The following is a 14,248-nucleotide window of genomic DNA, read 5'->3' as shown; positions in this document are numbered from 1 at the left end:
AGTTTAGTTGATTCAATCAGGATTTCTTATGTCACAAGCTCTACCATCCGACCCTATATTGGTCTTTGATATCGAAACTGTCGCTGATACCGATGCGGCGCGCCGTATCTATCCGCAATTGGCAGAGTTGAATGATGCAGATGCGTTGAGCGCACTCACAGCGCTTCGAATACAAGAAGCTGGGCATGATTTTATGCGCTTGCCACTGCAGCGTATCGTCTGTATCTCAGCGTTATACATCAAAGACGGCAAGTTTTCGTTGTTCTCATTGACCGCTGATAAATTTAGTGAAAAAGACATCCTTGCCAAATTTTTTCGGGCATTTAGTGACCTTGAAAAACTGCCTCAGCTTATTAGTTGGAATGGCTCAGGTTTTGATATTCCTGTACTGATATATCGGGCTATGCAATACGATTTATCAGCGCCATGGTTATTTGAAGAAGGCGAGCGCATCAAAAACATGCGCTTTGATAATTACGTCAATCGCTTCCACACGCGTCACCTTGATTTGATGGACAGATTTAGCCAGTACGGTGCCAGCCGCCGCGAAGCCATGGATATTGTCGCAAGTTTATATGGTCTGCCGGGTAAAACAGCTGTCGACGGTAGTATGGTTGGTGAGCTTGTCAGCACTAATGACTGGCAAACGCTGTCTATTTATTGCGAGTCTGACGTCATGAATACATGGCTAATCTATTTGCGCTGGTTGCGTTTAACTGGACAATTATCCTCACAAGATTTTGACGCTTGGCAGCAGCAGAGCTATGACTATTTAGTAAAATATACCCAAGCGGATGGTCATGCCCGCCATCAAGACTTCATCGCTGATTGGTCATCTGCGCCCACATCATAACAAATGAAGTTATATGAAGGCGCGTTATAAGACATCGCGTTTATCCTCATTTTTTTAGTTATTTATCATTTATTATTAAGGCAGGTTTATGCAACCCACCGATTCAAAAACGTCTACAACCTCTGATGTTACGCCACCAACGAGCGAGACCCAAACGATTACTATTCCGCCTAATAAGAAAAAATCTAAACCCTCATCAAAGACACGCCGCCGTCTAAAGGATGCAGAACCTCTGCCTTTCACCATTGATGGTTTGTCGCATGATGGTCGCGGCGTTGCCGTTTATGGTAATGGTTTTGGTATAGACGATGGCCATATCGAAGACAAACATGGCAAAAAAATCTTTGTAAGCTTTGCATTGCCGGGTGAAAGTGCCTTGGTCAAAATAACCAATAGCCGTGCCAGCTTTGAAGAAGGCGAGGCTGTCAGTATTACTGCCAACCCAAATTCTGAACGTGCCGTACCGCCCTGCCCACATTTTGGCGTCTGCGGCGGCTGTAATTTGCAACACTGGCAGCCAGACGGTCAAATCAACTTTAAGCAATCTGTATTGGCTGAAATGCTGATACACCAAGCCAATGTCACGCCTGATAACTGGCTTGCTCCAGTGGTTGGTGATCGTCTTGGTTATCGTACCAAAGCACGATTGGGTGTGCGTTATGTCACCAAAAAAGAAACCGCGCTTGTCGGCTTTCGTGAGCGCTCAAGTAACTTTTTGGCAGAATTAAATGAGTGTCATATTTTAGATCCAAGAATTGGTTTTGAGATTGAAAACTTAAAAACACTGATTAGTACGCTAGAGAGCCGTAACAAGATTGCTCAGCTTGAGTTGGCCATGGGTGAGGAGATGCCTGAGCTGCCAGATGGCAATCAGCCCGTTGCCCTTATCGTACGCAACTTGGAGCCGTTATCAGACGCTGATATAGAAAAGCTAAAAGTGTTTTTTGCCGCACGCAACTGGCAGCTATATTTGCAGTCTAAAGGTGCGGACAGTATCCAGCGTATTGCATTGACTGAAGATGATGACATGAGCCAGCAATTTGGTCGTTTGTATTACCAATTGCCAGAATACGATTTGACTTTCGAGTTTATCCCGACAGATTTTACCCAAGTGAACCTGTCCGTCAATCGTCAAATGACCAAGCTTGCCTGCGATTTGTTAGACTTAAAAGCAGGTGAACGCGTACTTGATTTATTCAGTGGTCTAGGCAACTTTAGCTTGCCACTTGCTCGCCTCGTTGGTGAGACAGGTTCTGTGGTTGGTGTTGAAGGTAGCGAAGCGATGACCGCACGTGCAGCCGATAACGCACGTCGTAATGGCATCAATAATACAGAATTTTATAGCCAAGATTTGACGCAAGACTGTACTGATAAACCTTGGGCGAATCAGGGCTTTGATGCGCTATTAATCGATCCGCCGCGGTCTGGTGCTTGGGAAATTATGCAGTACTTGCCGAAATTTAACGCTGAGAGAATCGTTTATGTCTCTTGCAACCCTGCAACCCTCGCCCGTGATACAAAAGCATTATTAGAGCAAGGCTATCGTCTGACTCATGCTGGTGTGATGGACATGTTCTGTCATACCGGTCATGTTGAGTCTATCGCTCGTTTTGAAAAAGTAGCGGTGTAATTCAATTTACGGTTAAGTGAGCGGTTCAGAGCGTTAAATAACCATGCTAAAGGTCACTGACATTGATTCAAAATTTGAGTCAAGCGGTGGCAAAAAAATGATGGTTATTTATCCTGATTAACCGCAGACATTACATAGCCTCGCTTGATTTGTCTCTTTAAAGTGAGATAATAGTAAACAATATTCCTAGGCTGGTTTTTTCAATCCTTGTGAACGTTTGCACTCATAGCTTTATATATTTTACGCGCATTTTATGACTGCTAAAAAACAGATTTTTTAGCAGTTATATTGGTTTATAGCTGATACTTTATGAATCGTAAGTTCAACGTGTGTGCATAGTAGATGAGGTTATAATCAATTCAAAATAGCTAAGAGGAGTCGGCTATGGTAAAAATTCGTGAAGGATTACCGCTGGTGGATGGACAGACCACCCAAGCCGATAGTGCAGCACTTGCCGCTCAACTGGTCGCGAGCCAACGCTCGCACCAGTCTGCCAATAGCTATGCCCAAATCCCCCTCGATATCAAATACCAGCTGTCCACTCATAAGCTACACACCACTTTTGATCGCTCAGCACTACATGCCTTTCATAGTCATGATCCAAAGCTTGAAAACGAATATTCTGATAACCCGCTTTTAGATAAAAATAATGCTCTGTCAGATAAAGAGCTCGAAGCGATTGATTTAGATCAAGTCAATATTGATGTTCCCACTTGGTTAGACAACGTCGCCAAACGTATCGGACAAGAGTCTGTACCTCACTTGAGTGCTGCTTGTGAATTTATTCGCAGTCATATGAATACTAGCGAGTCTGAGCGTTCAGGCGCTTATGTCACTGGTATTGGCATGACAGACATATTGACCTATCTCTACCAAGACGAAGACGCTCTTGTGGCTGCAATGCTCTATCGTAGTGCGCGAAAATCAATCATAAGCCTCGCTGATATCGAGAAAAAATTCGGTGCAGACATATCGACCCTAGTCAAAGACACCTTGGCAATGGGTAAGCTGTCTGAGATTATTGAAAGCAATAAGCGTCTAGAAGATCACTTCGTAAACAATCAGCGCGACCAGCTATCTAATATTTATAGCATGCTAATTTCCGTCACCAATGATGTACGCGTCGTGCTTATCAAATTGGCTGAGCGTACTTTTGCCATGCGCGAATTGACCTTTTCTAATGAAGAGCGACAGAATCGGGTGGCGCGTGAAGTCATGACTATTTATGCTCCACTAGCTCACCGCTTGGGCATCGCGCAACTTAAATGGGAGCTGGAAGACTTAGCCTTTCGCTACCTTGCGCCTGAACGCTATAAAGAGATTGCCAAACTGCTCTCCGAAAAACGCAGCGAACGCGAGTCCTATATTCAGCGTGTACAAGATAAGCTTAATGAAGCACTAGCAGAGGCTAATATCGAAGGTGAGGTCTCTGGACGAGTCAAGCATATCTACTCTATCTACCGAAAAATGAAGCTCAAAGGCTTATCGTTTGATCAGCTTTATGACATTCGCGCGCTGCGAGTATTGGTCACCAACCCATCAGACTGTTACCACGTGCTTGGATTGGTACATGGCTTGTGGCGATATATTCCTGAACAATTCGATGACTATATTACCAACCCCAAGTCCAATGGTTATCGCTCACTACATACGGCAGTCATTGCTGAAAACAAGTCACTGGAAGTACAAATTCGTACTCACGAAATGCACTTCGAAGCTGAGCTTGGTATGTGTGCTCATGTTAACTACAAAGAAGGTCTAAAGAATAAAAAAGACAATTATCTTAATCAAAGAATCAGCTCGCTGCGTCAGCTGTTATCGATCAATAATGAAACCCGTAACCAACCGCGCTCATCTTTACTAACTGGTGAAGAAATAGAGGGTATGGAGTTTGACGAAGAAGAGCAACTCGTTGACTTTGACGAGCTCGAACGCATCTATATCTTTAGCCGTGATGGTGACATTACTGAACTGCCAAAAGGGGCGACCGTTCTTGATTTTGCTTATTATGTACATACACAAGTCGGTAATCGTGCCCAAGCTGCGCGAGTCAATCAGCGCTATGTACCATTAACCTATCAACTCAAAACGGGTGAACAAGTTGAAATTATCACCAAAGCATCACGTGAGCCCAACCGTGATTGGCTAGTTGCTTCACTTGGATACATTCATACCAACCGTGCACGTTCAAAATTGCGTCAATGGTTCAATAAGCAAGACCGTGATAAGAACATTGAAATTGGTCGTCAAATGCTCAGTAAAGAGCTTGAACGACTATCGGTACATCCCAATAGCATCGATTTAAACGACTATATTCAGCATTTCCATGTCAATACGACTGATGATATTATCGTTGGATTGGTCACAGGCGACATTGGTCTCAACCAACTCACCAGCCATATCTCTCGTCAGCTACACCTAGAACCTGAAAGACCGCCAGAAAATTTTGCGCCAAGTATAGATGCTAGAGAGGCAGGAAAAATCGATGCTTATAAAATTCGTATCGATGGGCTGGATAATATAGAAATTAATCTAGCAGGCTGTTGCCACCCTGTGCATGGCGAGCCAATTGCTGGTTACATTACCTTATCACGAGGTGTCAGTGTCCATAATCGTGGTTGCCCTGAATATTCACGCTTGATTGAACGCGATCCTGAGCGCGAAATAGAGGCTTCGTGGCGGGTACAAGCTGGTCGTTATCAACCCGTTGATATTCACGTAGAAGCCTATGATAGACGCGGACTGTTGCGTGACTTGACGCAAATTATTGATAAAGAAAATGTCAATATTCGTCAAGTTGAGACGCTTAGTAATGATGATAACATTGCCTTTTTAAAATTTCATATTGAGGTTTCAGGATTGGCACACCTATCTAAGCTTTTAGCGAAACTAGAGCAACAGCATGGTATCTTGCATGCTCGCCGCGCCGTCGCTTAGATATAACTCACAAAGTACGTCCACTGAATCATAAGGTTATTATAAAAAAATCATGCCTGAACTGCCTGAAGTAGAAACAACCAAAACCAGCCTTGCACCGCTATTAGGGCAACGCATCATCGATATAAAAGTTTTCCAGCCAAAGCTGCGCTGGGCGATGCCAGATGATTTAGACAGCTTGATTGATTACACGCTAGATAGCGTTGAGCGCCGCGCAAAATATTTAATTCTTAACTTTTTACCTTTATTACCCAATGATGATAGCGCTGCAGCTCAAACTGCTACGTTAGTACCGCGTCAACTTTTGGTTCATTTAGGCATGTCGGGCAGCCTGCAACAGCAGAGCTACGGTACTGAAAAGCGCAAGCATGATCATCTCATCATTGTTTTTAAGGGCGTTAATAATACAAAATCCCAACTACATTATTATGACCCAAGACGTTTTGGGTCAGTGTTATGGCACAAGGATTATAGTGCTAAGCTATTAGATCATTTAGGTCCTGAACCATTATCAGATGAATTTACTGCAGACTATTTGTATCAGTTGATTCAACGGTCAAACTTGCTTGATCACAGTGCTGATACCGTAGCAATTGGCAACGCCAAATCAAAAAAGCAGCCCATTGCTCGCGCTATAAAATCAGTCATCATGGAACAACAGGTCGTCGTGGGTGTCGGTAATATCTATGCGACTGAAAGCCTATATTTATCAGCTATTCATCCAGCCACCCCCGCTCACCAACTGTCCCATGCTCAGATGATTATTTTGGTCGATCATATTAAAGTTATTTTACAAAAGGCGATAGCACTTGGTGGCTCGACACTGCGAGACTTCACCGTAGCAGATGGCCAAACCGGTTACTTCCAGCAGACATTAAATGTCTATGGTAGACAAGGGGAAACTTGTCCGCATTGTGATGCCGTACTTGAGAATATCAAAATTAATGGTCGCGCCAGTGTATTCTGTCCCAACTGTCAGCCAATCCTTTAAATATTATCTGAAACTATCACTATCTGTTTCGCCTTAAATACCAGAATAACTTAGGTATCAAGTCATAGAATATGGCAGCACAATACTCTTGACTGAGTGTCCTATTATTTTGCACTAATATCATTATATCGCGCGCCATTTTTGTTGCTTATTGACACACATCTTGCTTTAATAGTATGAGCACTTACATAAATAGTGCATAATGTTTATACATCTGTAATATATTTAGCTTACTTATCGTTGCGCATTATTTATATAGGGAAATTGTCTCTGTGTGGAAATAGCAGCAGCTAATAATCATACCAATTATGAATTTTAGGACATCGTTATGACTGTTAAAGCCAAAAACCAACGCACAGTTAAGCAAAAAGCCTTTACTATAGCCGCAAGCTTAAGTTTAATGGCTGCTACTATGCAGCCTGCCTTGGCAGCCATAGAAATTGATGAGACAGACTTTGGGCCTTCTTATGAGACAATGGTGGTTGATACTGTAGTGGGTAAACCTCTACAACTGGTCAGTGCCGTTGCTGGTACTGCCGCCTACCTAGTTAGTCTACCCTTCTCGCTTATCGGTGGTAATGCGGATAAGGCGCAGCAGAAACTTTTTGTTGAACCTTGGGATGCGATGGGACGTTGCTTAGGTTGTACTGTGGCTGAAGACAACTATTACAAATCACAAGTGACTAATGATAATGTTGTCCGTATTGTCGTTGACCAACCATCTGAGATTTTGATTAATACCAACGATTATGTCGTAGTTACGCCATAGTCTTTATATTAACAGCTGGTTAAATGATATAACTGCGCTAAAGACAATGCATTTATAAATTATCCATCAAAAAGGCTAACGTCGTGTTAGCCTTTTTTGTATTTTTAATCAAATCATCATATTTTATTTTGAAACAGTGGTATTACTTAACTTAGCACTAATTTCACGAAGCAATTGCACCTCTTCTGAAGGTTGTTTTACCAGCTCTTGCACTTCTTCTTTACGACGCATTTTGTTAACCATTCTAACCATCATAAAAATAATAAATGCTAAAATTAAGAAATTAATCAGTACAGTAATGAAACTGCCATAGCTAATACAGGAACGCCAGCTGCTTTGAGAGCATCATAGGTCATGGCAACACCTTCAGGCGCATCACCCAACACTAAGAACATGTTTTTGAAGTTGATTTCGCCACCTGCTATGAAAGCCACTATTGGCATAATAATGTCTTCAACTAAGGACGTTGTGATAGTAGCAAATGCTCCACCGATAATGACACCGACCGCTAAGTCCATCACATTACCTTTTAAAGCGAATTCTTTAAACTCAGAAACCATACTCATTATTTTCTCCTCAAAATACTAATCTATAATCGAATAAGTATCTCAACAGTCGACCCAATCTTGAGCCTTAAGAGTAATAGTGAGAAACACTACTACTGTCGGTTATTCTGTCTATATTCTATGGAAATTACAACAAAAAAAAGCAGCATAAAATGAACCATATTTAGTTCACTCTATACTGCTAATTTTTTAGTTATCTTGATGCCCATTATTAAATAACAACAGCATCAAATGCTTCTATAAAATATCAGTCCAATAAATTACTCAGTAATTCATGGCTCAATATTAAGCACCTTTTTTACCACGGCCGTGACGCTTACGCTCACTTTCAGTCAAATAACGCTTACGTAGACGAATCGCCTTAGGTGTTACTTCAACCAATTCATCATCTTGAATGAATTCAAGCGCTTGCTCAAGTGTGAACTTGACTGCTGGAGTCAACGTCAATGCTTCATCAGTACCACTCGCACGAACGTTGGTTAACTGCTTAGCAGTCGTTGGGTTAACAGCCATATCATCGTTACGTGAGTTAAGACCAACGATCATACCTTCGTAAACTTCAAGCTGTGGCTCAGCAAACAATTTACCACGTTTTTGCAGGTTAAATAGCGCGAAACCTAAGCAAACACCCTTCGCCATAGAAACTAAGACACCATTCGAGCGACCACCAACATCACCGATCTTTTGTGGACCGTAATGTGAGAAGCTTGACGTCATGATACCTGTACCTGAAGTCAAGGTTAAGAATTCAGAACGGAAACCAATCAAACCACGGGCAGGCATCGTCGCTTCGATACGCATACGACCTTTACCATCAAGTTCCATATTGGTCATCTCGCCTTTACGCAAGCCAACCTGCTCCATGATAGAACCTTGATGCTCATCTTCAATATCAAAAACAACGTTTTCATACGGCTCTTGTAATTTACCATCAACTTCTTTAACGATAACTTCTGGGCCTGAAACACCCATCTCAAAACCTTCACGGCGCATGTTTTCAATCAATACAGACAGATGAAGTTCACCGCGACCTGATACTTTGAATTTATCAGGAGATTCTGTATCTTCTACACGTAATGCTACGTTATGAATCAATTCACGCTCAAGACGCTCACGGATATTACGCGAGGTCACAAACTTGCCATCACGACCAGCAAAAGGTGAGTTATTTACTTGGAAGTTCATAGAAACGGTAGGTTCATCAACCGTTAATGCTGGTAATGCCTCGACAGCACTAGGATCACAAATCGTATCTGAGATATTAAGCGAATCAATACCAGTAATACAAACGATGTCACCAGCTTGTGCATCTTCAACATCAATACGATCAAGACCATGATAACCCATAATTTTCAAAATACGGCCATTACGGGTATTGCCATTTTTGTCGATTACAGTCACTTGAGTATTGGTTTTAACTTTACCACGCTGAATACGACCAATGCCGATAACGCCAACAAAACTGTTGTAATCAAGGCTTGAGATTTGCATACGGAACGGTGCGTCAGCATCAACTTGAGGAGGCTGAACCACATCAACAATTGTTTTGAAAAGCGGTGTCATGTCATCAGCCAAATCGTCAGCTTCCAAACCTGCAATACCATTCAATGCTGAGGCATAAACAACTGGGAAATCAAGCTGTTCATCAGTTGCACCCAAGTTATCAAAAAGATCAAAGATTTGATCCATTACCCAGTCAGGGCGTGAGCAGGACGGTCAATTTTATTGATGACAACGATAGGTTTTAGACCTTGCTCGAACGCTTTTTGCGTCACAAAACGGGTCTGTGGCATTGGGCCATCAACCGCATCAACGACTAGAAGCACGCAGTCAACCATAGACATTACACGCTCAACTTCACCACCAAAGTCGGCGTGACCTGGGGTGTCAACAATGTTGATACGATATTCAGTATCATCAGTCTTATCTGTCCAGCGGATGGCTGTATTTTTAGCCAAAATGGTAATACCACGTTCTTGCTCAATATCGCCTGAATCCATTGCACGTTCAGCAATGTTTGCACGGTCGCCAAAAGTACCAGACTGATGTAATAACTTATCAACCAAAGTTGTTTTACCGTGGTCAACGTGGGCAATAATTGCAATGTTACGCAGGTGTTTGATATCGTTCGCCATATAAAATGCTCGTTTCGTCTTAAAAAAATGCAGTAGCAATAAGCGCCGCTGGATAAACTTTTATCATCAACCAGATAGATATTGAGTACTTACTTTTAGAAGACTGCACAATAGATGCGGTTAATCAAATAATTTCAATATAATCAAGTATCTACACTGATAAATTCATCATACAGATAGCTATGCTAATGTACATTCTGTCAATTTACAGAATGTTTGGGCAGCTAGTATAACATTATTGCTCCACAAATTTATGTAATAACTTGCTTTTCTCAATCCATAAATAAAAAGCCACCCATTAGGTGACTTTTTTTGTAACTATATATTTAGTAAAAAAATCGGTCCAATACTATTTACTGAACAACCATATCTTTAGTTTGTTCAACAGTCATTGTTTTGTCACCAGTGATGATGGCATAAACACGACGGTTCATAGCACGACCTTCTTCAGTGTCGTTTGGAGCGATTGGTTGGTCATAACCATAGCCAACTGTTGATATACGGTTTGGAGCAATACCGAATTCGTTAGTTAACATAGATTTAACAGCAACGGCACGGGCTTCAGATAAACGTTGGTTATAACGTGCTGAAGGACCAGTTTTAGAAGCATGACCTTCGATACGTGCTGTAGAGTTAGGATACTCGCGCATCTTCTCTGCTACTTTAGCGATTTCAGGTTGATACTGAGATTTGATAGTTGATTTATCGTTATCAAAGAATACACGTAGTTCCATTTTCAGCTCATCAGTAATATCTACTGGTACTGGGCAACCGCGCTCATCTACTACGACATTCATAGGAGTGCCTGGGCATGCATCGATGCTATCAGGTACGCCATCGCCATCAGAATCAAGATCAGATTCAACTACGACTACTGGAGTAGTATCGATAACTGGCTCTTGCATTGGTGGTACTGCTACTGTAGCGCTAAATGGCCACCAAGTACAACTTCTAGACCGGCCAAAGCCATGCCTTCCCACCAGTTATTATCAAAGTTATGAATCGCACGAGCTTCACCACGTAGGCTTAAAGCATCGTTGATACGATACATAGCACCTAGACCTAGGTTACCAATGGTATCTTTAGACTCTGCAACTTCAGTACCAGCTGATACAGGTTGACCTGCTGTAGTACCTTGCGCATTACCCGTCGCAACATATTGCTCTTGGTTCTCTACTTTAATCTTAGATTGACCAGCACCAACCAATACATATGGTTTGAATGCGCTATCAGTATAACCAGTAAATTCTTCAGTACCGATTAAGAAGTTACCAGAAAGCATGGTTTGTTCTACGTCAAAACGGTTAACACCAGCGTCTGCTGATCTTTCTGAAGCTTCGCCGTTTGCATTTGATACACCATACTCTACTTGGAACTGAGTAGAAGGAGTTAGCTCAATACCTAGTGCAGCACCAGTATATAGACTGCTTTCTTTAGCTACGCCACCGTTTAGATTTCCGTTACGACCATCAATTGGTTGTGATGGATTCTGACCATTCATATAAAGGTCTTTACCAGTCTTAAGGACTTCGCGTTGCTCGTCATGAGCTTCGCCAGTGTAATGATAACCTAGTAACAATGGCTAATAGTTACGCCAGCATTAGCTGCTAAAGGTGCAGCTGCTACAGCAACCAGAGCTAGAGCAATTTTATTCAATTTCATGGACTTCCTCCAAAGGATAATTTGAGTGATGCATTAAGCAAAACCGCTTCTCAAGATGCTCTAAAATAGACATCTTTTACGAATTTTAAGTGACAAAGCAAAACCAATTAAGGAGTAGCTTAGCGATTATCAATTCAGTTTACAACTTTTTTTCGTTAACGAGCTACACATTATTACACGATAATGTCGTAACTAAAACACAATAACCAGCTTAAGTTACCTAGAACTAACACACCTTACGCTTTTTATCTTTTGTATGTCAGTTCACAATAGATAGTAAACCTAACAGTATCTATTGTCTGGGCGTATTTTAGTACAGTTAGTATTTTTTCTCTATTATTAAAACCAGTCATTCACTAATTGAAACATTTTTTGACAGTAGACATATATTCTGTTTATATTATAGCACTCAACATTATTTCAAACATCATAAATTTGATCATTACTCCAAAACTTCGCGCGCATATTGGCTCGATTTTATGCAATGATTGGATTGAATAACATTTAAAGAAGCGAGACTGTTTTATTGAACTAAACTACTTATTATAGGTAACAAGCCTCATGGCATTGCTGCATAAAACATTATCAAGTTATAAAAAGCTCTCAGCATTTATATTATGGGTTTTTACTTCAAATAAGCACAGGCTAGCTCAGAGCCGATTGATTCTTTATGTGTATCACAGATATATAGTATCTCTCTATAAAAGAGCACCTAATACAAACACTAGAACAGACCCAAGCACTGTTAATAGACATAACAAGGGTTTTACGCTGGTTGAACTTATCGTCACTGTATGTGTATTAGTAATTATAGTGATGATCGTAGCTCCAGTCATACGAACACAATTAGCACGTATGGAAGCCAAACGGATTCAAAGTCAGTTAGAGAATTCTCTTGCCTTAGCCAAGGCTGAGAGTTACATCAGAAGACAGAATGTCATTGTTTGCTTATCTGATACTGGAGGGCGCTGCCATAGAGACAGCGATAAGACGCTTTTGTTATTCATAGATAAAAATGACAATAATCACTTTGATGCTCAGGTAGATTCATTAGTCGTTCAGCAGTCTTTAAATCCTAAATACAGTAAGCTAAGTTTACGAGTTGGAAGTCGACGCCACTACACCAAATTTTGGGGTGATAGTGGCAAACCACGAGGACATTTTGGCCATATAAAATACTGTCCCATCGTTGCTTATAATGAAGCAATGTATCTAATATCATTTAACCAAGGAGGTATTGTTAAACAAAAACTTAATGAAGATCATCCCACTGAATGTGACGAATAAGAAATTACTAATGGCATAAGTTACCACTCACATAAATTAGCAATGATATTTTTTAATAGCTTTGTAGATCTGTATATATTGCTTCTTTCACATAATCACTGCCTGTTCGAGTCCTACAAATACAGCGCCTGCAATGAATGCACGACCAATATTCAACTCATAAATACCCTTAATTTGTGCGATAGCACTCACATTATCACGTGTCAGACCATAACCTGCGTTAATTAAGAGGTTATTATCACTGCGTCAAACAGTAGCAACAGCTTGCTTAATTCGTTTCAGCTCAGCATTTTGCATGTCCATATCGGCTACCAAGCTTGCCTCAGCATAAGCGCCTGTATATAACTCAATACCATCTGCTCCCGCCTTCTCGCATCAAAGAGCTTCGGCTAAAGGGCTTGGATAACTAACCCCACGCGCTTGACGTAAAGTTGCTATGTGATCAATGTTTACACTTAATAAAAGTTTTTGGAAGGGGTTGTTAGATGAAGTTAATGAAGCAGTGGTCATAAGAATTTTTTTTGATAACGAAAACCAATTGACTGAACAACGGTACAAGAATATGAAACTTTAGACAGTCTCAGTAGCAATCCGAGTGGTTACAGCACTTTGAGAGTAGCACTATTATTTATTGGTAACGCTGTTGCTGCTGCCATAATAGACGGCTTTGCAATGGTTGATAATCCAGTAAATGGTCAATAAGCTGTCGATGGATTTTTGACCAATTATTTAAGGTTTTGTCAGTAATACCTAACTGCGTCATCGCAATGATATCAGTACCTTTGAAAAAATATTGCTCAATAGTATTGTCTAAATGCTCAGTCTGTATATCATTCTGCAAGACAGGCACTAAACCAACATCAGGTAGAAAACGATAAGAATCGTCAGGCTGAATGATGTTTTCAATACTATCCTGCGTCAATATTAAGCTAAAACCCAACTCATTGAATAAATGCTGCTCAAATTGACGCAAGCACAACCGTAATTCGTTGGCGCTCAAAGGTCGCCTAAGCTGAGACAGACTGTCCTGATAATGTAGCCACAATACTGGCATTGGATCTTCAGTCGACAACAACCGCCATAGTATTTCGTTTAAATACAACGCCGCATATTGATGTTGACCTGTGATATTTTCGTAGGGCAATGCTTCTACAACAGTGGCAATGCCATCATCTTTTGCTATGCCTGTTTGAGTTGTGTGTTGCGATGCAATATTGATCTGACTAAACGTTTTTAAATCGCGTTTACCACTGGCAAAGAGCTGCAATGGCATGAACAATGGCGCGCCTTTTTTTCCAATACCATGGATCACGCCATGTTGCTGAGAAAACAGATAATATAAGGCGCGCTTTTCTTGATAAGGACGCTGATGCAATAAATAACCGACTAACGCTTCGTTACGCATTTTTTATCACCTC

General features: G+C 41.2%; 7 protein-coding genes and 4 pseudogenes. 6 read left to right on the top strand and 5 right to left on the bottom strand.

The window, feature by feature from the left end:
* Positions 1–28: 28 nt before the first annotated feature.
* From TT12_RS07995 to TT12_RS07975, 5 genes are all read left to right on the top strand, one after another.
* The gene (locus tag TT12_RS07995; RefSeq protein ID WP_045453702.1) at positions 29–853 is read left to right on the top strand and encodes a 3'-5' exonuclease; all 825 of its coding nucleotides are present in this window, start codon (positions 29–31) and stop codon (positions 851–853) included.
* 88 nt (positions 854–941) lie between these two features.
* Positions 942–2,483, top strand: coding sequence for a 23S rRNA (uracil(1939)-C(5))-methyltransferase RlmD (gene rlmD, locus TT12_RS07990; protein WP_045453700.1), 1,542 nt, complete (start codon positions 942–944; stop codon positions 2,481–2,483).
* A 384-nt stretch (positions 2,484–2,867) separates the two neighbouring features.
* The gene (locus TT12_RS07985) at positions 2,868–5,420 is read left to right on the top strand and encodes a RelA/SpoT family protein (RefSeq protein ID WP_045453697.1); all 2,553 of its coding nucleotides are present in this window, start codon (positions 2,868–2,870) and stop codon (positions 5,418–5,420) included.
* A 52-nt stretch (positions 5,421–5,472) separates the two neighbouring features.
* Positions 5,473–6,411: a bifunctional DNA-formamidopyrimidine glycosylase/DNA-(apurinic or apyrimidinic site) lyase gene (gene mutM, locus TT12_RS07980; RefSeq protein ID WP_045453695.1), complete on the top strand. Its 939-nt coding sequence runs from the start codon at positions 5,473–5,475 to the stop codon at positions 6,409–6,411.
* A gap of 328 nt (positions 6,412–6,739) precedes the next feature.
* The gene (locus TT12_RS07975; protein ID WP_045453692.1) at positions 6,740–7,180 is read left to right on the top strand and encodes a hypothetical protein; all 441 of its coding nucleotides are present in this window, start codon (positions 6,740–6,742) and stop codon (positions 7,178–7,180) included.
* Positions 7,181–7,303: 123 nt separating this feature from the next.
* Here the strand turns inward: TT12_RS07975 and mscL are convergent.
* The 3 pseudogenes from mscL to TT12_RS07960 all read right to left on the bottom strand — a co-directional run bounded on the left by mscL (position 7,304) and on the right by TT12_RS07960 (position 11,543).
* Positions 7,304–7,746, bottom strand: a pseudogene (mscL, locus tag TT12_RS07970) (large conductance mechanosensitive channel protein MscL).
* Positions 7,747–8,031: 285 nt separating this feature from the next.
* A pseudogene (typA, locus tag TT12_RS07965) lies at positions 8,032–9,881 on the bottom strand (translational GTPase TypA).
* Positions 9,882–10,234: 353 nt separating this feature from the next.
* Positions 10,235–11,543, bottom strand: a pseudogene (locus TT12_RS07960) (OmpA family protein).
* Positions 11,544–12,104: 561 nt separating this feature from the next.
* On the opposite strand from TT12_RS07960, the gene TT12_RS07955 reads away from it, so the two are divergent.
* Positions 12,105–12,830 carry a GspH/FimT family pseudopilin gene (locus TT12_RS07955; RefSeq protein ID WP_201501983.1) on the top strand — a complete coding sequence of 242 codons (726 nt, stop codon included), beginning with the start codon at positions 12,105–12,107 and terminating at the stop codon, positions 12,828–12,830.
* An 87-nt stretch (positions 12,831–12,917) separates the two neighbouring features.
* On the opposite strand, the pseudogene TT12_RS15490 reads toward TT12_RS07955, so the two are convergent.
* A pseudogene (locus TT12_RS15490) lies at positions 12,918–13,340 on the bottom strand (pyridoxine 5'-phosphate synthase).
* Between the two features lie 118 nt (positions 13,341–13,458).
* Positions 13,459–14,235, bottom strand: coding sequence for a DNA repair protein RecO (gene recO / locus TT12_RS07950; RefSeq protein ID WP_045453689.1), 777 nt, complete (start codon positions 14,233–14,235; stop codon positions 13,459–13,461).
* Positions 14,236–14,248: the final 13 nt, after the last annotated feature.

The organism is Psychrobacter sp. JCM 18903, from assembly GCF_000586475.1.
Taxonomy (GTDB): domain Bacteria; phylum Pseudomonadota; class Gammaproteobacteria; order Pseudomonadales; family Moraxellaceae; genus Psychrobacter.
This window is presented reverse-complemented; position numbering and strand designations above follow the sequence as displayed.